The organism is Shinella zoogloeoides, assembly GCF_030733845.1.
Classification (GTDB): domain Bacteria; phylum Pseudomonadota; class Alphaproteobacteria; order Rhizobiales; family Rhizobiaceae; genus Shinella; species Shinella zoogloeoides_C.
Genome location: NZ_CP132311.1, coordinates 213,424 through 236,062 on the forward strand (window position 1 = coordinate 213,424; position 22,639 = coordinate 236,062).

Annotated in this window: 23 protein-coding genes; 16 read left to right on the forward strand and 7 right to left on the reverse strand. The window is 65.2% G+C overall.

From position 1 onward, the window contains the following. Positions 1–52 precede the first annotated feature (52 nt). On the forward strand, positions 53–481 hold the full coding sequence (locus tag Q9316_RS02010) for a hypothetical protein (protein ID WP_306033598.1): 429 nt from the start codon (positions 53–55) through the stop codon (positions 479–481). Between the two features lie 70 nt (positions 482–551). Beyond that, positions 552–1,205, forward strand: a complete 654-nt coding sequence (locus Q9316_RS02015) for a response regulator transcription factor (protein WP_306033599.1) — start codon at positions 552–554, stop codon at positions 1,203–1,205. A 2-nt stretch (positions 1,206–1,207) separates the two neighbouring features. On the opposite strand, the gene Q9316_RS02020 is transcribed toward Q9316_RS02015, so the two are convergent. Beyond that, the gene (locus Q9316_RS02020) at positions 1,208–4,708 is read right to left on the reverse strand and encodes a hybrid sensor histidine kinase/response regulator (protein ID WP_306033600.1); all 3,501 of its coding nucleotides are present in this window, start codon (positions 4,706–4,708) and stop codon (positions 1,208–1,210) included. Between the two features lie 185 nt (positions 4,709–4,893). On the opposite strand from Q9316_RS02020, the gene mscL reads away from it, so the two are divergent. After that, positions 4,894–5,334, forward strand: a complete 441-nt coding sequence (gene mscL, locus Q9316_RS02025; RefSeq protein ID WP_306033601.1) for a large conductance mechanosensitive channel protein MscL — start codon at positions 4,894–4,896, stop codon at positions 5,332–5,334. 162 nt (positions 5,335–5,496) lie between these two features. Here mscL and Q9316_RS02030 read toward each other — a convergent pair whose 3' ends face one another. The 4 genes from Q9316_RS02030 to Q9316_RS02045 all read right to left on the reverse strand — a co-directional run bounded on the left by Q9316_RS02030 (position 5,497) and on the right by Q9316_RS02045 (position 9,908). Further along, entirely contained in the window at positions 5,497–7,104 is a 1,608-nt protein-coding gene (locus Q9316_RS02030) for a 5-guanidino-2-oxopentanoate decarboxylase (RefSeq protein ID WP_306033602.1), read from the reverse strand. Next, positions 7,101–8,291 carry a pyridoxal phosphate-dependent aminotransferase gene (locus Q9316_RS02035; protein ID WP_306033603.1) on the reverse strand — a complete coding sequence of 397 codons (1,191 nt, stop codon included), beginning with the start codon at positions 8,289–8,291 and terminating at the stop codon, positions 7,101–7,103. Before Q9316_RS02035 ends, Q9316_RS02030 begins: the two co-directional genes overlap by 4 nt. A gap of 33 nt (positions 8,292–8,324) precedes the next feature. Then, the gene (locus Q9316_RS02040) at positions 8,325–8,963 is read right to left on the reverse strand and encodes a TetR family transcriptional regulator C-terminal domain-containing protein (RefSeq protein ID WP_306033604.1); all 639 of its coding nucleotides are present in this window, start codon (positions 8,961–8,963) and stop codon (positions 8,325–8,327) included. 66 nt (positions 8,964–9,029) lie between these two features. Continuing rightward, on the reverse strand, positions 9,030–9,908 hold the full coding sequence (locus tag Q9316_RS02045) for a dimethylarginine dimethylaminohydrolase family protein (RefSeq protein WP_306033605.1): 879 nt from the start codon (positions 9,906–9,908) through the stop codon (positions 9,030–9,032). A gap of 213 nt (positions 9,909–10,121) precedes the next feature. Between Q9316_RS02045 and Q9316_RS02050 the strand changes: the two genes are divergently transcribed. The 12 genes from Q9316_RS02050 to Q9316_RS02105 all read left to right on the forward strand — a co-directional run bounded on the left by Q9316_RS02050 (position 10,122) and on the right by Q9316_RS02105 (position 19,681). Further along, positions 10,122–10,895: an ABC transporter ATP-binding protein gene (locus tag Q9316_RS02050; RefSeq protein WP_306033606.1), complete on the forward strand. Its 774-nt coding sequence runs from the start codon at positions 10,122–10,124 to the stop codon at positions 10,893–10,895. Positions 10,896–10,923: 28 nt separating this feature from the next. Further along, the gene (locus Q9316_RS02055; RefSeq protein WP_306033607.1) at positions 10,924–11,706 is read left to right on the forward strand and encodes a transporter substrate-binding domain-containing protein; all 783 of its coding nucleotides are present in this window, start codon (positions 10,924–10,926) and stop codon (positions 11,704–11,706) included. Between the two features lie 193 nt (positions 11,707–11,899). Continuing rightward, entirely contained in the window at positions 11,900–12,628 is a 729-nt protein-coding gene (locus Q9316_RS02060; RefSeq protein WP_306033608.1) for an ABC transporter permease, read from the forward strand. Continuing rightward, entirely contained in the window at positions 12,628–13,446 is an 819-nt protein-coding gene (locus Q9316_RS02065) for an ABC transporter permease (protein WP_306033609.1), read from the forward strand. The genes Q9316_RS02060 and Q9316_RS02065 overlap by 1 nt, the downstream gene beginning before the upstream one ends. 14 nt (positions 13,447–13,460) lie before the next feature. Further along, on the forward strand, positions 13,461–14,630 hold the full coding sequence (locus Q9316_RS02070; protein WP_306033610.1) for a M20 aminoacylase family protein: 1,170 nt from the start codon (positions 13,461–13,463) through the stop codon (positions 14,628–14,630). 622 nt (positions 14,631–15,252) lie between these two features. After that, entirely contained in the window at positions 15,253–15,504 is a 252-nt protein-coding gene (locus Q9316_RS02075; protein ID WP_306033611.1) for a hypothetical protein, read from the forward strand. A 56-nt stretch (positions 15,505–15,560) separates the two neighbouring features. Beyond that, positions 15,561–15,806, forward strand: coding sequence for a hypothetical protein (locus tag Q9316_RS02080; RefSeq protein WP_306033612.1), 246 nt, complete (start codon positions 15,561–15,563; stop codon positions 15,804–15,806). 56 nt (positions 15,807–15,862) lie between these two features. Continuing rightward, on the forward strand, positions 15,863–16,108 hold the full coding sequence (locus Q9316_RS02085) for a hypothetical protein (RefSeq protein ID WP_306033613.1): 246 nt from the start codon (positions 15,863–15,865) through the stop codon (positions 16,106–16,108). Positions 16,109–16,165: 57 nt separating this feature from the next. Next, positions 16,166–16,420 (forward strand): hypothetical protein, encoded by a 255-nt coding sequence (locus Q9316_RS02090; protein ID WP_306033614.1) that lies wholly within the window; start codon positions 16,166–16,168, stop codon positions 16,418–16,420. Between the two features lie 223 nt (positions 16,421–16,643). Then, positions 16,644–18,062 carry a cytochrome ubiquinol oxidase subunit I gene (locus tag Q9316_RS02095; protein ID WP_306033615.1) on the forward strand — a complete coding sequence of 473 codons (1,419 nt, stop codon included), beginning with the start codon at positions 16,644–16,646 and terminating at the stop codon, positions 18,060–18,062. After that, positions 18,052–19,056, forward strand: a complete 1,005-nt coding sequence (gene cydB, locus Q9316_RS02100; protein ID WP_306033616.1) for a cytochrome d ubiquinol oxidase subunit II — start codon at positions 18,052–18,054, stop codon at positions 19,054–19,056. The genes Q9316_RS02095 and cydB overlap by 11 nt, the downstream gene beginning before the upstream one ends. A 325-nt stretch (positions 19,057–19,381) precedes the next feature. Then, positions 19,382–19,681, forward strand: a complete 300-nt coding sequence (locus Q9316_RS02105; protein WP_306033617.1) for a chorismate mutase family protein — start codon at positions 19,382–19,384, stop codon at positions 19,679–19,681. A gap of 3 nt (positions 19,682–19,684) precedes the next feature. Here the strand turns inward: Q9316_RS02105 and galE are convergent, their stop codons facing one another. Beyond that, entirely contained in the window at positions 19,685–20,677 is a 993-nt protein-coding gene (galE, locus tag Q9316_RS02110) for a UDP-glucose 4-epimerase GalE (RefSeq protein ID WP_306033618.1), read from the reverse strand. Positions 20,678–20,779: 102 nt separating this feature from the next. On the opposite strand from galE, the gene Q9316_RS02115 reads away from it, so the two are divergent. Then, the gene (locus tag Q9316_RS02115; RefSeq protein WP_306033619.1) at positions 20,780–21,307 is read left to right on the forward strand and encodes an AAA family ATPase; all 528 of its coding nucleotides are present in this window, start codon (positions 20,780–20,782) and stop codon (positions 21,305–21,307) included. Positions 21,308–21,313: 6 nt separating this feature from the next. Here the strand turns inward: Q9316_RS02115 and Q9316_RS02120 are convergent, their stop codons facing one another. Beyond that, entirely contained in the window at positions 21,314–22,480 is a 1,167-nt protein-coding gene (locus Q9316_RS02120) for a pyridoxal phosphate-dependent aminotransferase (protein WP_306033620.1), read from the reverse strand. Positions 22,481–22,639: the final 159 nt, after the last annotated feature.

A 22,639-nucleotide genomic window follows, 5' to 3' on the forward strand; every position in this document is an offset into this window, starting at 1 on the left:
GGCGAATGTCCACCGGCGACAGGCCCGCAAACCGGCTCTTGGAGGATTTTGCATGCGAATCTGTGCTCTGCCCCTGATCTTCGTCGCGACCCTCCTGGCGGGCTCCGCCCATGCGGAAGGCGAAGGCCGCTACCGCATGGAGAAGACGGAGACCGGTTTCATTCGGCTCGACACGGCCTCGGGCGACGTTTCGCTCTGCCGCGAACAGGACGGGCAGATCGTCTGCCGCATGGCGGCCGACGAGCGCGCGGCCTTCGAGAAGGAGCTCGATCTCCTCGCCAAGCGTGTCGAAGCGCTGGAAAAAGGCGGGGTGAGCGGTCAGACGGGTGCAAAACCCGCTCTGCCGACGGATGAAGAGATTGACCGGACCATGACCATCATGGAAAAGATGATGCAAAGGTTCATGGGCATCGTGAAAAACCTGGAGGACGGCGAGGAGGAAACCGCCCCCGGGAAAGACGCGGACCCGCAGAAGACCTGACGGACCGTCCTGCGCCGGCAATGCCGTGCTGCATCCGTCACGAGGTCTTTGTACTCCGGGGAGGGAGCGCATGGCATCGGCACTCACGATCATCATCGCGGATGACCATCCGCTGTTCCGCGGCGCGCTCAAGCAGGCGCTGACCGGAATGGCGGGCAGTCCCGATATCGTCGAGGCGGGCGATTTCGAGGCGGCGCGCAAGGCGGCCGCTGCCAATTCGAACGCCGATCTGCTGCTGCTCGACCTCGCCATGCCTGGTGTCAGCGGCCTCTCGGGCCTCATTTCACTGCGCGCCGAATTCCAGAGCCTTCCCGTCGTCATCGTTTCGGCCAGCGACGACCCGGCCACTATCCGCCGCGCGCTCGATCTCGGCGCGTCCGGCTTCATCTCCAAATCCGCCTCCATCGAGGAAATCCGCGAGGGGATAGGCTCGGTGCTCGACGGCAATGTCTACACGCCGGGTGGCTATGTGCGCGGGCCGGAGCAGGACAGCGAGGTGGCGGATCTCATCGCGCGGCTGCGCACGCTGACGCCGCAACAGTCGCGCGTGCTGGCCATGCTCGCCGAGGGCCTGCTCAACAAGCAGATCGCCTACGAGCTCGGCGTCTCCGAGGCCACCATCAAGGCGCACGTCTCGGCGATCCTCCTGAAACTCAATGTCGACAGCCGCACCCAGGCGGTCATCCAGCTCGGCAAGATCGGCAACGCGCAAGCTGCTGCTTAAATTTATTCCGCCGCCTCGCGCTGCAGCGCGGAGAACTGCGTCAGCCAGGCCCGCATGGACGCGGGGCGGACGGGCTTGTTCTGTACGAGGATCGTGTCGCGCTCGGCCTCGGCGCGCACGTCCGGCGTGCGGTCGGCGGTCACCAGCAGGGCCGGCACGTCGCGGCCGAGAGCGGCGCGCAGCTCGCCGATGGCGGCGATGCCGGTGCCGTCGTCGAGATGGTAGTCGGCAATAACGGCATCGATGGCCGGCGGCCCGCCCGCGACCAGCGCCTCGACCGCCGCCACGGATTCGGCGAGCGTCACCGTGCAGCCCCAGCCGGACAGGAGCAGCCGCATGCCGTCGAGAATCTTCGGCTCGTTGTCGATGCACAGCACCCTGAGGCCCTTCAGCGGCTCGTCGCTCGCCGGCACGACGGCGGGCTTGTCGGCGACGTGGCGGCTGGCGGCGATGTCGACCGGCACGCGTACCTTGAAGCTGGTGCCGCGGCCCGGCGTCGATTGCAGCTCGACCGGATGGGAAAGCACGCGCGAGATGCGGTCGACGATGGAAAGGCCGAGCCCAAGGCCCGGCGCCGTGCGCGCGCCCTCGTCGAGGCGGGCGAACTCCTTGAAGACGGTGCGGAATTTCGAGGCGGGAATGCCGATGCCGGAATCGAGCACCTGGATATAGGCATGTCCGCCCTTGCGCCGGACGCCGACGAGGACTTTTCCCGAATTGGTATACTTGATGGCGTTCGAGACGAGGTTCTGCACGACACGGCGCAGCAGGTTCGGATCAGTGCGGATGGCAAGCGAAGAGGAAAGCACGGTGAACTTCAGGTTCTTCGCCCGCGCCATCGGCGCGAAGTCGGTCTCGATGCGCTTCAACAGGTCCTTCAGCGGCACCGTCTGTACGCGCGGCTTCATCGCGCCGGTATCGAGGCGGGAAATGTCGAGCACGGCGCCGAGGATCGCCTCCACCGATTCCAGCGAGGAATCGATGTTGTGGATCATCTCGCGGTTCTCCGTCTCGCCCAGTCGCTCGACGAGCGAGGAGGAGTAGAGGCGCGCGGCGTTCAGCGGCTGGAGGATGTCGTGGCCTGCGGCCGCGAAGAAGCGCGTCTTGCTGATATTGGCCTCCTCGGCGGCGGCGCGGGCCTCGGCAAGTTCCGTGTTGACGCGGGTGAGCTCGGCGGTTCGCTCGGCGACGCGCTGCTCCAGCGTCTCGTTGACCTGTTTCAGCGCCCGGTCGGAGGCGACGCGGTCGGTGATGTCGGTATAGGTGGAGACGAAACCCTTCTCGGGCATGGCATTGGTGCGCACCTCGACGATGCGCTCGCCGCCTGAAAGCACCAGCGCGAAGGGTTCGTCGAAGGTCATGGTCCGGGTGATCGCCGTCTCCCGGTCGGCCTCTGCGATGTCGCCGCGCTCGGCGAGGATTTCCACAATGTCGGCGAGCGGGAAGCCGACCTGGCCGACATATTCCGGCAGGTCGAGCAACTGGCGGAAGCGGCGGTTCCAGACGGTGAGGTTGCCTTCGCTGTCGAAGACGGCGATGCCCTGGTCCATCTGGCCGAGCGCCGTCTGCAGCATGTCCTGATTGTATTGCAGGGCCTCGCTGGCCTGGTCGAGCAGCCAGTCCGTATCCGTCGGCGTGTCGTCGATGCGCTGGAGCACCAGGGACAGCACGAGGCGGGCGGAGGAGGAGCCGATGGCGCTGCCGAGCAGCTGTTCCGAGAAGTGCACGATGGCGGCATCGGCCGGCGCATTGTCCTCCAGCCAGCGGCCGACCTGTCGCTCATAGGTGTGGAAGGAGCGCTGCATGCGCTCCTCGCCGAGATATTTGGCGATGGTGGTCTTGAGGTCCCGCACCGTCACCTTCGTCCGCCGGCCGCGGAAGGCGCGTTCGAGGCGCGGCTTGGCGCGGATGAAGGTGCCGGCCTGCAGGCGCTCCAGCGAGGTCGGGTTGCGGGTGAGCGAGCCGATCACATAGGCACCGACATTGACCATCATGGAAAGCAGGGTCGCGTTGACCAGCGGATCGGCGTTCTCGCCGGTGAAGATGGTGGCACCGGGGAAGAGGAAGCCGAGCACGGTTTCGGCGACATAGGCATTGTCGGCGACGCCGATGCTCGGCAGGAAGAGCAGGTACGCCCAGACCACCAGGCCGCAGATCATGCCCGCCATCGCGCCGCGCGCATTCGCGTTGCGCCAGAAAAGGCCGCCGAGCAGGGTGGGTGCGACCTGCGCCGCCGCGGCAAAGGCGAGGAGGCCCATCGAGGCGAGGCCCGCATTGGCCGTCGCCGCGCGATAATAGGCATAGCCGAGCAGGAGCACGAAGAAGATCGCCAGCCGGCGGATGCGCAGCAGCATGCGCGACAGGTCGTCCTGCTGCTCGACGCCGCCGATGAGGTTGCGGCGCAGCACGACGGGGATGACGATATCGTTCGACACCATGATGGACAGCGCCACCGAGGCGACGATGACCATGGCGGTGGCGGCGGAAAAGCCACCGATGAAGGCGACGAGCGTCAGGACCGGCTGGTCGAGCGCGAAGGGCAGGGTCAGCACGTAGAGGTCGGCGTCGCCCTGGCCGTTGAAGGTCATGACGCCGCCGATGGCGACCGGCAGCACGAAGAGGTTGATGGCGATGAGGTAGAGCGGGAAGAGGAAACCCGCCATGCGCAGCTCGCCCGCCGTGCGGTTCTCCACGACCGTGACGTGGAACTGGCGCGGCAGCATCACGATGGCGAAGGCGGAGAGCACGATGAGCAGGATCCAGCGTGCGACCGGCGTCTCGTAGCTCAGCGACTGCATGACGCGCTCGTTCTCCGAGGCGCGCTGCCAGAGGTCGCCGGGCCCGTCGAACATGAAATAGATCACGTAGATGCCGACCGAGGCGATGGCGACGAGCTTGACCAGCGATTCCATCGAGATGGCGAGAATCAGGCCATCCTGGTGCTCGGTGGCGTCAGTGTGCCGCGTGCCGAAGACGATGGCGAAGCAGGCGAGGAAGAGCGTGACGACCAGCGGCAGGTCGATGAGGCCGCCCGAGGCGGCGATGCCGAAGCCGGTCGTGTCGACCATGGCCGCGACGGAGCTCGACACGGCCTTCAGCTGCAGCGCGATATAGGGGATGTAGCCGATCAGCGAGATGAGCGCGACGACGGCGGCGACGCCCGGATTCTTGCCGTAGCGGGCGGCGACGAAGTCGGCGATCGAGGTGAGACGCTCGGATTTCGCCAGCGTCACGATGCGGCGCAGGAGCGGCATGCCGAGCGTGAACATCAGGATCGGCCCGATATAGATGCCGGCGAATTCCAGCCCGTGGCTGGTGGCAAGGCCGACACCGCCGAAATAGGTCCACGAAGTGCAGTAGATGGCAAGGCTGAGCGCATAGACGAGCGGCCGGCCCCTGGAGGCGCGCTCGGAGCGTCTGGCTTTGCGGTCGCCGTAACTTGCGACCGCGAAGAGCAGGAGCAGATAGGCGAGCGCCAAGGCGAATATCAGCGAGCCCGGCATGCTTCCTCCCGCAGTCCTTCGGCCTTTTCGGGCAGTGTAGGCCAAAGCGTTGCGGAAGCAAATCGCGCCGGAAGTCGGGGTTGGAGAAGACCCGTGTGCAAACCCCTGAATATTGATGGAGCGCAGTTTCCTCGCAACAAAAACTGCACTAGGTTGCTTTCGCGTCGCAGCAAAAGGAGACCCGTATGCTCAATGAGTTCAAGGAATTTATCGCCCGCGGCAATGTCATGGACCTCGCCGTGGGTGTCATCATTGGTGCAGCCTTCAACAAGATCGTCGAATCCGTCGTCAATGACCTCGTCATGCCGATCATCGGCGCCTTGACCGGGGGTGGTTTCGACTTTTCCAACTACTTCATCGCGCTGTCGAGCAATGTGACGGCCAGTTCGCTCGCCGCCGCCCGCGAACAGGGCGCGGTCTTCGCATACGGCAATTTCATCACCGTTCTCATCAACTTCCTCATCCTTGCCTGGATCATCTTCCTGATGATCAAGGGCGTGAACCGCATGCGCGCTTCGCTGGAGAGGGAAAAGGCAGCGGGCGTTCCCGAAGCTGCGCCGCCGCCGGAAGACGTGCTCCTCCTCACGGAGATCCGCGACCTGCTCAAGAGCCGCCCGGCAATCTGATCATGACGCTTTTAATGGAAAAGGCCCGGGAAACCGGGCCTTTTGCTTTGCGTTGTCTAGAGTTTGTCAGGGAAAAGTGGGAACCGGTTTTCCCGAAAAGACAAACGAAAACAAAAGAATTCAGAGCATGTCTGGTTCAATCTGAACCTGACATGCTCTAGATCAGGCCGTCGCGCCGGCCGTCTTCGTCTGGTGGATTTCGAGGAGGCTCGGGCCGTTGCGCGCGCCGGCGCGCTCCAGGGCGGCCGGAAGGTCGCGTATGTCGGCGAGCCGTTCGGACGGCACGCCATAGGCGGTACCGATGGCGATGAAATCGGGCGCGGACGGTTTGACGCCTTCCGGCGTGATGCCCGCCTCGACCATGAAGTTCTCGATTTCCTGGTAGCCGTCATTGTTCCAGACGAGGAAGACGACGCGGGCGTCCGCATCGGCCGCCGAGCCGATTTCGGACAGCGAGAATTGCAGGCCGCCGTCACCGACAAGGCAGATGATCGGTGCGTCCGGCTCGGCAAGCGCCGCGCCGATGGCGGCGGGTGGGGCGAAGCCGAGCGCGCCGTAGCCCGTCGCGGCGTTGAACCAACTGCGCGGGCGCGGCGCGGCGCAATAGTAGTTGCCGGCATAGACTGCCTGGGTCGAGTCGCCGACGATGATCGCCTTGGGTAGGGTGCGCCAGATCGTGTCGATGATGCCGACCTCCGCCTGCATCTTCGGCGTCAGCTCGCTCCAGGCGCCCTTGCGCGCGGTCTCGGCGCGTGGGCCCCCGTTGCCGATCGGCTTGTGGCCTTCGAGGAAGCCGAGCATGCCGGCGGCGGCCGTCTTGGCGCTGGAGAAGATCGACAGGCCCGATTGCGGCGTGCGGGCGAGTTGGGCGGCATCGATGTCGATGCGGATCAGCGTCTTCAGCCGCGGGAAGCCGCCGTCGACATTGATGTCGTAGTCGGTCGGGCCGAATTCCGTGCCGAAGGCGACGACGAGGTCGGCATCGGCAAGCAGGCGCCGCACCGATTTCATGCTCGGGCTGGCCGGTACGCAGAGCGGGCTGCCGGCGAGCATGCCGCGTGCATTAACGGTGGTGACGACCGGCGCGCCGATGCGTTCGGCAAGCGCGCGGATTTCCTCCTCCGCCGTGATCGCGCCGCCGCCGGCAAGGATGACGGGGCGCGACGCGTTGGTGCAGAGGATCGCGGCGCGCTGCAGGGTTTCCGCGTCGGCGCGCGGGCGGGTGGCGACGGCGGCCGGGAAGCTGCCGGTCTCGATGGGTTTGGCCATCACGTCGGTCGGGATTTCGATATGCACCGGGCCGGGGCGGCCGGAGAGCAGCACCGCGAAGGCGCGCTCGACGACGAGCGGCAGGTCGGCGGGGTTGAGCAGCGTATGCGAATAGAGCGCCAGCGTCTTCATCATGCCCTGCTGGTCCGGCAGTTCATGCAGCAGGCCGCGGCCATGGCCGAGCGAATCGCGCCGGTTGACGCCCGAGATCACCAGCATTGGCACGGAATCCTGCCGGGCCTGCGCCATCGCGGTGATGGTGTTGGTGAGGCCCGGGCCGGTGATGACCAGCGCGATGCCCGGCTTGCCCGAGACGCGGGCATAGCCGTCCGCCATGAAGCCGGCGCCCTGTTCGTGGCGCGGCGTGATGTGGCGGATCTTCGAGGCTGCAAGGCCGCGATAGAGCTCGACCGTGTGCACGCCCGGAATGCCGAACACGACTTCGACGCCGTTGGCTTCCAGCAGGTCAACGAGAACTTCCCCGACGGTCTTGGTGGTCATGCGCGGCGCTCCCTCGGGCTGGCGGATCGGGCGGCGAGCGCAGCGATGCGCCGGCAGGCCTCGTCGATATGGGTATCGGGCACGGTCAAACTCAGGCGGATATAGCCTTCCGCCTCCTCGCCGAAGGACGAGCCCGGCATGACGGCGACCAGTTCCTCGCGCAAGAGCGCCCAGGCGAATTCCTCGCCGCTCATGCCGGTCTCGGACACGTCGACGACGATGAACATGCCGGCCTCCGGCGGCAGCGGTACGAGGCCCGGCGCACGGGAAAGGGCGGAGGCGAAGCGCGCGGCGCGCGCCCTGTAGCTCTGGCGCATGGTGGCGGCGGTCGAAATCGGGTTGTCGAGCGCATAGGCCGTCATGTCGGCGATGAAGGGCTGGCCGCCGAAGAGCATGGTCTCGGAGACCGAGAGCAGCCGCGTGCAGAAGTCCGCCGGGCCGATGGCCCAGCCGCTGCGGAAGCCCGGCGCGGCGTGGGATTTCGAGATGGAGGAGACGACGATGGTGCGCTCGGCAAGATCGGGATTGTCGAAGGGCGAGGCGAAGGTCGCGCCGAAGACGAGCTGTTCATAGACCTCGTCGCAGACGATCCAGAGGTCGTGCCTGCGGCAGACGGCGCCGATCTCGGCGATCTCCTGCGCGGTCAGCACGGCGCCGGTCGGGTTGTGCGGCGTGTTGAGCAGCAGCACACGGCATTCCGGCGTGATGGCGGCCTCGAGGTCGGCGGCCTTCATGTGGAAGCCGTTTTCCGGGCGCAGCGGCACGGCGATGCGCTCGGCCCCGGTCGAGCGGATGACGCCCTCATAGGTCGCGTAGAGCGGATCGCCGACCAGCACGGCGTCGCCCGTCTCGACGAGGCCGAGCATGACGGCGAAGAGCGCGGTCTGGGTGCCTGGAAAGCAGAGCACGTTCTCGACGGTCACGTCGCTGCGGCGCTTCTTGTACTTGCGCACCAGCGCCTCGACGATCGGCGGCTCGCCGCGGCCGTTGGAATAGCGGTAGCGGCCGGCATGCATGGAGCGCACGGCTTCGGCCAGCAGCGCCGGGTCCGGCGGCACGTCCGGCTCGCCGATGGTGAGCTCGATGATGGCCTGGCCTTCGGCCTTCATGCGCCGGGCCGCGGCATGGATGGCCCATTTCTCCGAGCCGAGATTTTGAAGTCGGTCTGTGATGGACGCGTAGCGCATGGCCGTTCTCCGCATTTCGATTGGGGTATGGTTTTAGGGGTCGGCGCGCGCGGCGTCGACCGGTCCGAGGGGTAATCCCAGCAACGTTTCGATCGAGGTCAGCGCGATGCCGACCAGTTCGCTCTCGCCGAAGAGCTCGCCCGCAAGGCAGCCTTCGAGCCAGAGGCCGTCGAGCAGGCCGTTGATGGCGATGGCGAGCCGGCGGCAGCGCTCGGGCGAGGCGTCCGCGCCGCGGGCGGTCAGGAAATCGGCAAGCAGGCTTTCCAGCGCGTTGCGAAAGCTGAGATAGCCCTCGCGATGGATCGCGGCGAGTTCAGGATCGACGCTGACGCGGCTGATGAACGAGGCCCAGAGTGACAGGCTGCGGCTGTTGGCGACCGGCTCCGTCAGGTTGATGACGATGAAGTCGCGCAGCCGCGTTTGCGGATCGCCCGTCACCCGCTCGGCCTTCTCGGTGAGCCGGGCGATGACGACTCGGTAGGCCTCCTGGAGGATATGCTCCTTGGACTGGAAATAGTGCCGGATGAGGCCCGCCGTCACGCCCGCCTTGATGGCGATCTGCCGGACCGTCGCACCCTCGAGGCCGTATTCGGCGATGCAGTCGAGCGTCGCCTCGATCAGGTCGTGGCGGCGTTCGGCCTCGGGGGCGCGATGGAAGGTCCGGCGGGCCATCTTGTCCTCTTCTAGTTTCTACGCAATTCCGGACGCAAAACCGCTACACACTTTGCTGGAATTGCTTTAAGCCGCGCGGCGCAGCACCGGCCGCGTCAGGCAGGTCGGGCCGCCCTCGCAGGCGATGCACAGTGCGTCGGCCTCGAACGTCTCTACGGTGCAGCCGGCCGCTTCCATGGCCGCCTTGGTGGCCGGGAAGCCTTCCACCATGATGACCTGGTTGGGGCGAGTGGGCAGCACGTTGAGCGACAGGCCGTTGCTGGCGTGGAATTCGTCGGCCGGCGCCTCGATGAGGCGGACGCCGCGCTTCTTGAGCAACTGGTAGAAGGCAGCGGGCAGGAGCGGCGCGAAGACAAGCGCGAGATCGTCGGCAAGCGGGCTCATCACGCTCATCAGGTGAAGGCAGGCCTCCTCGCCATGCCAGAGCGGCAGGTCGTAGGCGAGCACGGTGACGCCGTGGGGCGCGAGGATTGCCGAGATCTGGTCGATGCCTTCCTGGTTGGTGCGCACGCCGCGGCCGATGACGAGTGTCTTCGCGTCGAGCCAGATGCAGTCGCCGCCCTCGACGGTGCCCTCGCCGGTGATACGGCCGAGAATGGGGATCTGGCGCTCGGCATAGGCCTTCTCGTGCAGGGCGGTTTCGGCGACGCGCAGCGGCTTGCCCATGCGCAGGAGGATCGCGCCGTGGTCGGACATCAGCGACGGGTCGTGGGTGAACATCGCGTCGGCAAGGCCGTCGCCCTCGTCCTCCAGCCAGATGATCTCGGTGCCGGACTTTTCGACGAGGTCGGCGAAGGCCTTGTACTGGTGAACCGCGCGGGCGCCATCGAAGGTCGGGCCGTAATGCCACTTGGCCGGATCGGCGCCCTTCAGGCTGGCGCCGGGACGACGCATCAGAACGCGCAACAGGGGGGCCGACATTTCCTGCGAACCGTAGGCGGTCATTCAATGCTCCTCAAGGAATTGGATCGTGGGCGGGCGCTGGCGGAAAAGTCAGCGATGCACCTATTATACGCTTGAATAATTTCTTAACAAGTGCCACGATGCTTTCCACAAGACGACACGACGGGCCGAAGATGCCCGCGGGAGCGCTGAAAAACAGGGGAAGTTTGGCATGATGCATGCATCGATTTTCCGTGCGCCGGAGACTGCTCCGCGATGACGGAACGCGCCGAGGCAATCGCGGTCAAGGACCTGCACAAGCGCTTCGGACCGCTCGAGGTTCTCAAAGGCGTATCGCTCACCGCGCATGAGGGCGACGTCATCGCCATCATCGGCGGTTCCGGCTCGGGCAAGTCGACATTCCTTCGCTGCATAAACATGCTGGAGCTGCCGAGCGCCGGTTCCGTAACGATCCACGGCGAGACCATCGCCATGAAGAACGACGGTCACGGCGGCATGATGCCGTCGGACCGCCGCCAGGTGCAGCGCATCCGCTCCCGCCTCGGCATGGTGTTCCAGAGCTTCAATCTCTGGCAGCACATGACCATTCTCGAAAACGTCATCGAGGCGCCGGTGCATGTGCTGGGCGTGAAGAAGGACGAGGCTGTCGAGCGGGCCGAGGCGCTGCTGCGCCGCGTCGGCCTCCACGAGAAGCGCGACGCCTATCCCGCCTTCCTTTCCGGCGGCCAGCAGCAGCGCGCGGCCATCGCCCGGGCGCTCGCCATCCAGCCCCATGTCATGCTCTTCGACGAACCGACCTCCGCGCTCGACCCGGAACTGGTCGGCGAGGTGCTCTCCGTCATCGGCGATCTCGCCAAGGAGAAGCGCACGATGATCCTCGTCACCCACGAGATGAAGTTCGCACGCAACGTCGCGAGCCATGTCGTGTTCCTGGCGGGCGGCCTCATCGAGGAACAGGGCCCGCCGGAGGAGATTTTCGGATCACCGAAATCGGAGCGGCTGAAGAAGTTCATCAGCTCCATTCATTGAGAACCATAAGACCAACAGAGGGAAGATCATGAAGAGTGCCTTGAAGACCATCGCCCTTGCCGCCGCCATCGGCCTTGCGGCCATCTCCGGCGCGGCCGCCCAGCAGGTCCGCGTCGGCTTCGCCGCCGAGCCTTATCCGCCCTTCACCTCGCCGGACGCCTCGGGCAACTGGGAAGGCTGGGAAGTGGACTTCATGAAGGCGATCTGTGCCGAAGCCAAGCTCGATTGCGTCGTCACGCCGGTCGCCTGGGACGGCATCATCCCGGCGCTGACCACCAACAAGATCGACATGATCATCGGCTCCATGTCGATCACGCCCGAGCGCCAGCAGACCATCGACTTCTCCGACAAGTACTACAACTCGCTGCCGGGCATCATCGGCCCGAAGGACGTCAAGTTCGAGCCGACGCCGGAAGGCCTCAACGGCAAGACGCTCGGCGTGCAGGTCGCGACCATCCACCAGGTCTACGCCAACAAGTATTTCGCCCCGGCCGGCGTGACGGTGAAGGAATACCAGACGCAGGACGAGGCCAACAACGACCTCGCCGCCGGCCGCATCGACGCGGTGCAGGCCGATTCCGTCGCGATGCTGGAATTCGTCAAGTCCGAGCAGGGTTCTGCCTGCTGCGACATGAAGGGCATGGTGAAGGACGATCCCGAAGTCCTCGGCCTCGGCGTCGGCGTCGGCTTGCGCAAGGGCGAGACGGAGCTGAAGGACAAGATCAACGCCGCGATCAAGGCGATCCGCGAGAACGGCACCTATGACACCTTCTCGAAGAAGTATTTCGACTTCGACATCTACGGCGGCTGATCGGGGGAAAACCCCTCCCCAACCCCTCCCCACAAGGGGGAGGGGCTTTTCTGCCCCGCTCGGTGTTTGGGGTGGGGCAGGTCCTTGCCGCATCTTTTCTCCCCCCTTGTGGGGGAGATGGCCGGCAGGCCAGAGGGGGAAAGGCAAGCGCCGGCTTTCAGGATTTGTCTGCACGGAAGGAAACTGAGACCCCATGGCCGATGCCGGATCGCTGATCAACTGGAGCCTGCTGGCTCTCGAGCCGCCTGGCTGGGGCGGGGTTCTCCTGGCGGGGCTGTGGAATTCCATCCAGATCGCCGTCGGTGGCTATGGGCTCGGCCTCATCCTCGGCACCGGCGGCGCGATGGGCAAGCTCTACGGCGGCCCGGTCACCAGGGACCTGCTGGAGGTCTATACGACGCTGGTGCGGGCGGTGCCGGAACTCGTGCTTATCCTCATTCTCTACTATGCCGGCACGGACGTGCTGAACCAGATCTCCGCCGCCCTCGGCTGGGGCGCGGTCGACATCAGCGGCCTTGCGGCGGGCATCTTCGTCATTGGCGTGGTGCAGGGCGCCTATTCCACCGAGGTTATCCGCGGAGCGATCAAGGCGGTACCGGCCGGGCAGATCGAGGCGGCGCGCGCCTACGGCATGTCGCCGATGAAGATCATGCGCCGCATCACGCTGCCGGCCATGCTGCCGCACGCCATTCCCGGCCTCTCCAATCTCTGGCTGATTGCCACCAAGGATACCGCGCTGCTCGCGGTGGTGGGCTTCAGCGAACTGACGCTCGTCACGCGGCAGGCGGCGGGCAGCACCAAGGCCTATCTTCTCTTCTTCTGCGCCGCGGGCGTGCTTTATCTCGCGATCACGCTCATCTCGAATGTGCTGATCGGCTTCATCGAGCGCCATTACCGGCGCGGCATGGTGAGGCCGGCGTGATGAGCGAGCAGACCGTTTCCGCCCTGGCGCTCACCGAGCTGCCGTCGAAGAAGAGCTTCTTCAAGCCGCACCGCATCGTGCTGATGGCGATCGCCGCCATCCTCGTCTTCTGCGTCGTCTGGTTCATGCGCTGGGATTGGGTGCCGAAATATTCCGGCCGCCTTGCCCATGGAGTCGGCGTCACGCTGCTGATGTTGTTCAGCACCGCGTTCATCGGCTTCCTCCTCGCGGTGCCCATCGGCCTCGTGCAGGTGACGGGGCCGTGGCCGCTGAAGATGCTGGCAAAGATCTTCTGCACCGTCATCCGCGGCACGCCGCTCCTGCTGCAGCTCTGGCTGCTCTATTACGGGCTCGGCTCGCTCTTCCCGCAGTTTCCGGGTATCCGCAGCTCCTTCCTCTGGCCCTATCTGCGCGAGGCCTGGCCCTATGGCGTGGCGGCGCTGACCATTTCCTTCGCCGCCTATGAGGGCGAGGTGATGCGCGGGGCGTTCGCCGGTGTGCCGTCGGGAGAGCTCGAGGCCGCGCGGGCCTACGGCATGGGCCGGTTCACGATGTTCCGCCGCATCTGGTTGCCGCGCGCCGTGCACCGGGCGCTGCCGACGCTGAACGGCGAGACCGTGCTGCAGCTCAAATCGACCCCGCTCGTGGCGACGATCACCGTGATCGACGTCTACGCCGTCATCTCCAAGGTGCGGCAGGAAACCTACATCACCTATGAGCCGCTTCTGCTGCTGGCGCTCATCTATCTTTGCCTGACTGCCATCCTGGTGGTCGCCTTCCGCTATTTTGAAAGCAAGATTCCAACGCGCGGCGCGTGAAAAGGGATAATGACATGACGATCCATTCGACCCTCCTCAATTCCATGCCCGAAATGGTGGCGATCCGCCGCGACCTGCACGAGCATCCGGAACTTGGCCTCGAGGAAGTCCGGACGTCTGATGTCATCACCCGTCATCTTGAAAGCTATGGCTACAAGGTCACGCGCGGCCTTGCGAAAACCGGCCTTGTTGCGACGCTGACCAACGGCACCGGCCGCAAGTCGATCGGCATCCGCGCCGATATCGATGCGCTGCCCATCCATGAGGAGACCGGCCTTGCCTATGCCAGCAAGACGCCCGGCAAGATGCATGCCTGCGGCCATGACGGCCACACGACCATGCTGCTCGGCGCGGCGAAGGCGATTGCCGAGCGGCGCAATTTCGACGGCACCGTGCACCTGATCTTCCAGCCGGCCGAAGAGAATTTCGGCGGGGCGAAGATCATGGTGGAGGAGGGGCTGTTCGACAGGTTCCCCTGCGATGCCGTTTTCGCGCTCCATAACGAGCCGGGCCTGCCGTTCGGCCAGTTCGCGCTGCGCGAAGGTCCGATCATGGCGGCGGTCGATGAGGCGCGCATCACCGTCAACGGCGTCGGCGGCCATGGCGCGGAGCCGCAGGAGACCCTGGACCCCATCGTCTGCGGCGCTTCGATCGTCATGGCGCTACAGACCATCGTCTCGCGCAACATCCACCCGCTCGATCCGACGGTGGTCACGGTCGGCTCGTTCCATTCGGGCTCGGCGAGCAACATCATCCCGTCCCGCGCAGAAATCGTCGTCGGCATCCGCTCCTTCGATGCGGCCGTGCGCGACGAATTGGAGCGCCGCATCCGCCTCATCGCCGAGCGCCAGGCGGAAAGCTACGGCATGAGCGCGAGCGTGAACTACCAGCGCTTCTACGACGCGACGGTCAACCACAAGGCCGAGACGGATCTGGTGCGCGACCTTGCCGTCCGCTTTGCCGGCGCGGACAAGGTCGTCGATCTCGCCCGGCCCTTCATGGGCAGCGAGGACTTCGCCTATATGCTGAAGGAGCGGCCGGGCACCTATTTCTTCCTCGGCGGTAGGAGCGGCGAGAACGACAGGTCGCTGCATCACCCCGCCTACAACTTCAACGACGATCTTCTGCCGGTCGGCGCCGCCTTCTGGACGGAACTGACGGAACATTATCTCCGCTCGGCCTGAAAAGGGCTGGATAGGGGGAATCATCTGCGCCGGATGGGCGATGAGGGGCGGGTCGTGACCCGCCTCGCGCGGCTGCTTTCGTCACGATTTCGTCACAATTGAAATCACGCCACAAGACGTTTTGTGACTGTTTTTTTACATGTCACACATTCGTGAAACTCTTGAAATCGGCATTCGTTCATATACCGCCACATTTCTTGATATGGCGCGTCGGTGCCGCATTTTTTGCGTGCATTAGCGACTTGGCTTTTATCAAAAAAATCTAAATTGGTTGGTAAAACAATTATTTAAAGGAACTTTTCTGCAAAACAATAAACCGTCTGCATGGACGGTTCTTGTGCTTCGGACCGGTTTTGGTTGCAGCGCAAAATGCCGATTTTCACTGTTCAAAAAACGTTGACAGTTGTTTCCAAAAGCAGACCCTTGCGTCCCACAAATTGAGGGACCATCTTTAATTCACGAAAGCGGCACACCCCGCTTCCGGAAGTCAACCGAAGGGAATGACGATGTCGGAACTGTTGAAGCAAAGAGAGCTGTGAGCGCCCCGCACTGGCCCGCCCCGGCAATCGAGCAAGACCACACCGCCGCTTCCACCCACACATATATGGAAAGAGATACGACCATGACCAAGACCCTCAACACCACTTTCGCCGCTGCTCTCGTCGCCGCTTCCGTTTTCGGCGCATCCGCCGCTATCGCCGGTGACGACTATTACCAGGGCGTCTCGCCGCAACAGGTCCAGAACCACCAGATCGACCGCTTCACCACGCAGAGCATCCGCAACGACAATGGCGCCGTGAAGGCCGCTCCGACGAGCGCTGAAGTCGGTGCCGCCCAGGGCGACTACTACCAGGGCGTTTCCAAGCACCAGTAAGCTGCCGCACGCCTGAACAACCTCCCAAGACTGACCTCCATTCAAGGATTACGACCATGACCAAGACCCTCAACACCACCTTCGCTGCCGCTCTTCTTGCCGCCTCCGTCTTCGGCGCTTCCGCCGCTCTCGCCGGTGACGACTACTACCAGGGCGTCTCGCCGCAGCAGGTCCAGAACCACCAGATCGACCGCACGACGACGCAGAGCATCGGCAACGGTGCCGTCAAGGCTGCTCCGACGAGCGCCGAAGTCGGCGCTGCACAGGGCGACTACTACCAGGGCGTTTCCAAGCACCAGTAAGCCGCCGCCACGCCTGAACAACCTCCAAGACTGACCTCCATTCAAGGATTACGACCATGACCAAGACCCTCAACACCACCTTCGCCGCCGCTCTCGTTGCCGCCTCCGTCTTCGGCGCTTCCGCCGCTCTCGCCGGTGACGACTACTACCAGGGCGTCTCGCCGCAGCAGGTCCAGAACCACCAGATCGACCGCACGACGACGCAGAGCATCGGCAACGGTGCCGTCAAGGCCGCTCCGACGAGCGCCGAAGTCGGCGCCGCGCAGGGCGACTACTACCAGGGCGTTTCCAAGCACCAGTAAGCTGTGGCTACGCCTGAACAACCTCCCAAGACTGACTAGCATTCAAGGATTACGACCATGACCAAGACCCTCAACACCACCTTCGCCGCCGCTCTCGTTGCTGCGTCCGTCTTCGGCGGTTCGGCCGCTCTCGCCGCCGGCAAGGGCGACTACTATCCGGGCGTTGCCAACGAACAGGCCCAGAGCCAGTCCGTCGACACGATCCGCACGCACAGCATCGGCAACCGCGTCGTCATCGCCAATGAAACGGCGTCCAATGTCGGCCCGGCCAACGGCGACTACTACCAGGGCGTCAACCGCGACGCCCGCTAACAGGCGGCGCCACTGCGGCATGTCCTCGAAGCCCCCGGTGGAAGCACCGGGGGCTTCGCTCGTTGTGGCGAGCCATAGCGGGACGCGAAATGCCGCACGCGGGCGATTGTCGCGGTGCGGCAACGTGGGCGGGCGGGCGGAATTGACCTTTGCCTATTCCGGACCACATTCTTCGTCGCGGCCACGGGGCAAAATCCGCGGCGCTTCAGAAAGGATGTGGCCAATGTTCGAACAGTTGGACGCAACGCTGCTCGCCCGGTTCCAGTTCGCCTTCACGGTCTCCTTCCACATCGTCTTCCCGGCCTTCTCGATCGGCCTTGCGAGCTACCTCGCCGTCTTGGAAGGGCTGTGGCTCTGGACCAAGGACGAGGTCTACTTCGCCCTCTTCAATTTCTGGAAGACGATCTTCGCGCTCGCCTTCGGCATGGGCGTCGTCTCGGGCATCGTCATGTCCTACCAGTTCGGCACGAACTGGAGCGTGTTCTCCGACAAGGCCGGGCCGGTCATCGGGCCGCTGATGGGCTACGAGGTGCTGACCGCTTTCTTCCTCGAAGCGGGCTTCCTCGGCGTCATGCTGTTCGGCCTCAACCGCGTCGGCCCGAAGCTGCATTTCTTCGCCACCCTCATGGTCGCCGTCGGCACCCTGATCTCGGCCACCTGGATCCTTGCCGCCAATTCCTGGATGCAGACGCCCGCCGGCTTTTCCGTCAACGAGGCGGGCCAGTTCGTGCCCACTGACTGGTGGGCGGTGATCTTCAATCCCTCCTTTCCCTACCGGCTCGTGCACATGGTGCTTGCCGCCTACCTGACGACCGCCCTCGTCGTCGGTGCTGTCGGCGCCTATCACCTCTTGCGCGGCGATGCGCCGAAGCGCGCGAGGAAGATGTTCTCCATGGCCATGTGGATGGCGGCCATCGTCGCGCCGATCCAGATTTTCGTGGGCGATCTGCACGGCCTCAACACGCTGGAGCACCAGCCGGTCAAGGTCATGGCGATGGAGGGGCATTATGAGAGCCATCCGGACGGCGCGCCGCTCATCCTCTTCGGCATTCCGAACGCGGCCGAGCAGCGTATCGACTACGCCATCGAGATTCCGAAACTGTCGAGCCTCATCCTGAAGCACGATCTCAACGCCCCGCTCGCCGGCCTCGACACGGTGCCGAGGGAATTGCAGCCGCCGGTCGCCGTCGTCTTCTGGTCCTTTCGCATCATGGTCGCCATCGGGTTCGCCATGCTCGGCCTCGGGCTCTGGTCGCTGTGGTGTCGCTGGCGCGGCACGCTCGGCCAGAACCGCTGGCTGCACCGCGCCTCGATCCTGATGGGCCCTGCCGGTTTTATCGCCGTGCTGGCCGGCTGGGTGACGACGGAGGTCGGCCGCCAGCCCTATACGGTCTACGGCCACCTCTTGACGGCAAATTCCGTCGCCCCGATCGATGCGCCGGCCGTCGCGACCTCGCTGATCGCCTTCATCGTCGTCTATTTCCTCGTCTTCGGCGCCGGTACCTTCTACATCCTGCGCCTGATGGGTCGGCTGCCGCGTGATCCGATGCCCGATCTTGCCGAAGGCCCGATCCGCTCGGCCGGCATCACGCCTGCCGCCGCCGTCGCCACCAAATCCGGGAGCCACCACCATGGTGCTTGACCTTCCCTTCATCTGGGCGGCGATCATCGCCTTCGCCGTGCTCGCCTATGTCATCCTCGACGGCTTCGATCTCGGCGTCGGCATTCTCTTCCCCTTCTTCAAGGAAAAGCACGACCGCGACGTGATGATGAATTCCGTCGCCCCCGTCTGGGACGGCAACGAGACCTGGCTGGTGCTGGGCGGCGGCGGGCTGATGGCGGTCTTCCCGCTCGCCTATGCGACCGTCCTGCCGGCGCTCTACATGCCGCTCGTGCTGATGCTGCTCGGCCTCATCTTCCGCGGCGTGGCCTTCGAATACCGCTGGCGCACGCGGCGCGGCGAGTTCCTCTGGGATATCGCCTTTGCCGGCGGCTCGATGGTCGCGGCCTTCACCCAGGGCGTGGCGCTCGGCGCGCTTGTACAGGGAATCCCGGTCGAAAACCGCGCCTATGCCGGCGGCTGGTGGGATTGGCTGACGCCGTTCTCCATCGCGACGGGCCTTGCGCTTCTCATCGGCTATGCTCTGCTCGGCGCCACCTGGCTAGTGATGAAGACGAGCGGGCCGCTTGCCGAGCGCGCCCGCGGCTACGCGCTGAAGGCCGGCATCGGCACGCTTGTCGCCATGGGTGTCTTCAGCCTGTGGACGCCCTTCCTCGAGCCGCTCTATTTCGAGCGCTGGTTCGGCTGGCCGACCGTCGCCTTCTCCCTGCTCGTGCCGCTGCTCGTGCTCGGCTGCTTCGCGCTTCTCGTCCACGGCCTGCGCACGCAGCACGATTCGCGGCCCTTCCTCGCCGCGCTCGGCCTCTTCGTGCTCGGCTTCGCCGGCATCGGCATCAGCTTCTATCCCTATATCGTGCCCGCCTCGCTGACGATCTGGCAGGCCGCTGCCCCGGAGGAAAGCCTCGCCTTCCTCCTGGTCGGGGCCGTGGTGCTGGTGCCGATGATCCTCGGCTACACCGCCTATGCCTATTGGGTCTTCCGCGGCAAGGTCGATCCGGAAGAGGGCTATCATTGATGGCGGAGCATTCGACGGCGCGCAAACTCCTCTGGTTCGCCGGCCTCTGGGCCGGCGGCGTTCTGGCGGTGACGATCCTCGGGTTAGCGATAAAACTCGCCATCGGAACCTGACTTCACGTTACGTTACCGCTTCCAGCCTCGCGCCAGCTTGCTTGCCTAGGTTCCGCCTCGGCCAGCATGCAGGCCCGCAGGCGAAAGACAGGACCGCACCCTCCTTTTGCCTAACCCCCGGGCCTGCATGTGGCCTTGTGTCTTGCGACACCTGAGCGCCTTCCCCCAAAAACGTTCCTCTGCTATCCCGTTCCCGACACGAGGAGACCGGAATGGCGAAGACTGCGGCAGACTGCACGACGATGGCGGAGATCCGGGAGAACATCGACCGGGTCGACGACGCGCTGATGTCGCTCTTTGCCGAGCGCTGGAGCTTTATCGGCCGGGCCGCCGAGATCAAGGCCGGCCTCGGCATTCCCGCCGACGTGCCGGAGCGTGTCCGGCAGGTGCGTGACAACGCCCGCCGCAATGCCGAGGCGCACGGCCTCGACGGCGATTTCTACGAAGAGATCTGGGCGCGGCTCATCGACCGTGCCATCGCGCATGAGAAGACGCTGCTCGGGGAACCCTGAAACTCAGCGTTGGTTGCGCTTGCCGAGGTGATCTTCCCAGTCGAGCGCGGTGCGCACGATGAAGGAGAGGTCGTCATGCTGCGGCTTCCAGTCCAGCTCCTTCATGGCGACGGAGGGATTGGCGACGATGAGCACCGCATCGCCCGGCCGGCGCTCGGCAAAGCGCACGGGAAAATCCCTGCCGGAGACGGCCTTGACCTGCTCCAGCACTTCCAGCACGGAGAAACCGCGGCCATAGCCGCAATTGGCGACGATCGAGCCGCCGCCCGCCCGCATGCGCTGCAGGGCTTTGAGATGCGCATTGGCAAGGTCGCTGACATGGATATAGTCGCGGATGCAGGTGCCGTCGGGCGTTGGATAGTCGAGGCCGTAGACATCCATGCCGTCCCGCTTGCCGAGCGCCGCCTCGCTCGCCACCTTGATGAGGTGCGTGGCGCCCTTGGTGGATTGGCCGGTGCGGCCGCGCGGGTCGGCACCCGCCACGTTGAAATAGCGCAGCGCCGTATAGGTGAAGTCATGCGCGGCGGCGGTGTCGCGCAGCATGATCTCGGTCATCAGCTTGGAGGAGCCATAGGGCGATTCCGGCCGGAGCGCCGCGGTCTCGAGCACAGGTTCCGTTCCATCCGGCGTGCCGTAGACGGCGGCGGTGGAGGAGAAGACGAAATGCGGCACCTTGGCCGCGACGGCGGCGGCGATCAGCGCGCGTGACTTAACCGTGTTGTTCTCGTAGTAGGAGAGGGGATCACTCACCGATTCCGGCACGATGATCGATCCGGCGAAGTGGATGATCGCATCGATGCGGTTTTCCGCGAAGATCTTCGCCAGCAGCGCAGCATCGGCGATATCGCCCTCGTAGAAGCGCGCCTCGGGCGCCACCGCCCAGCGGAAGCCTGTGGAAAGCCGGTCGAGCACCACGACCTCCTCGCCGGCATCGACGAGCGCCCACACCATATGGCTGCCGATATAGCCCGCGCCACCCGTTACCAGAACTGCCATGTCATTCTCCGAATCGCCTGAATTGCAGGCATATCACCCCGCTCGCCGGCAAGATGCAACCGGCAGCGGCCGACCCTTCTTCCGTACCGGAAAGGCAACATCATGTCCGATCGTTTCATCGTGCTCTCCGGCTGCTCCGGCGGCGGAAAATCGACCCTGCTGGAGGAACTGCTTCGGCGCGGCCATGCCGTCGTGGAAGAGCCGGGCCGCCGCATCGTGCAGCAGGAGCTGGCGGCGGGCGGCAGCGCCCTGCCATGGCTGGACCTTGAGGCCTTCGCGCGCCGCGCCGTGGCCCTCGCGCTTGCCGACCGCGCGGCGATGCGCGCCCAGTCCGGCCTCGTCTTCTTCGACCGCGGCCTGATCGACGCCGCATCGGCGCTGGAGGAGGCCGGCGGCGAGCGGGTCCTCGCCGCTCTTGGCGCGGAACACCGCTACCACAGCCGGGTCTTCCTCACGCCGCCCTGGCCGGAGATCTATGCCGGGGATCCCGAGCGCCGGCATGGCTTCGACGCGGCGCGCGCCGAATACGAGCGCCTGGAAAGGGCGTATCCGATGCTCGGCTACGAGACGGTCATCCTGCCGAAAGTGCCGGTGGCCGAGCGTGCGGATTTCGTGCTCGCCCGGCTCTGACGCGCCTCAGCGCGCAGCGATGTAGCGGGCGAGCCGGCCGGCCGCCTCTTCCACCTGTTTCGGGTCCCGCAAGAAGCAGGCGCGCATGAACAAATCGCCGCCGGGGCCGAAGGCCGTGCCCGGTGCAAGCCCGACATTGGTGCGGTCGACGATATCGAGCGCGGCCCGCCGCGAATCCGTCACGCCATCGATCTTCAGGAACGCGTAGAGCGCCCCGTCCGGCTTCAGCGTCTCCACCCGGTTGGTGGCGATCAACGCATCGCAGAACACATCGCGGTTCCTCGCCGCCTTGTCGATATTCGCCTGTACGAAGGCGTCGCCCTCGTCGAGCGCCACGATCGCGCCCTGCTGCAGGAACTGCGGCACGCCGGACGTGGAGTACTGGATGAGGTTTTCCAGCACTTGGCCGATTTCCGGAGGCGCGACGATCCAGCCGACGCGCCAGCCGGTCATTGACCAGTTCTTCGAGAAGGAATTGACGAAGATGATCCGGTCGCCCTCCTGCATGACGTCGAGGAAGGAGGGCGCGCGCCCGCCTGCATAGTGATAGAGCGCGTAAATCTCGTCGGCCATGATCCAGAGGTCATGCCGCCGGGCGATGGCGAGCAGGTTTTCGAGGTCCGCGCGCGTCGCCGTCCAGCCGGTCGGGTTCGACGGCGTGTTGACGAAGAGTACGCGCGTCTTCGGCGTGATCACCGCCTCGACGCGGTCGAGATCGACCTGCCAGCGCCCGCCGGCAAAATCGAGCGGCACGGCAATGGGATTGGCGCCGGAAAGCTCGGCCGCTGCCGCGAAGTTCGGCCAGGCCGGTGTCAGGTAGACCATGTCGTCGCCCGGCGAGACGAGCGCCTCGATGGCAAGCTTGATCGCCTGCATGCCCGAGCCGACCGCATAGAAATGCTCGGCCGGCAGCACCGCGCCGAAGCGCCGCGCATAATAGCGCGACAGCGCCGCCCGAAGCTCGGGAATGCCGCGCTGCCATGTATAGAAGGTCTCGCCCCGTAGCAGCGCGTCGGACGCCGCGCGCGCAATGAACTCCGGCGTCGGCAGGTCCCCTTCGCCGACCCAGAGCGGGATCAACCCTTCGCGCCCGCGCGCATAATTGACGACTTCGACGATCCCGCTCTCCGGCGCCCGAAGCGAGCGGGGGCTGAGGCTTTCGACGATGCTCATGAAATTCACTCCGGCAAACCGCAATCCGCCTTCGCCCGGCCGGACGAAGCGGCCAAGGTCTAGCCGGTTTTGCGGCATGGTTCACGCGAGTTTCGCTGACAGATGCATCGGTTTCGGTGATGGGAGTGGCGCGAGGAACGCGCAGCATCGAGAGATGTT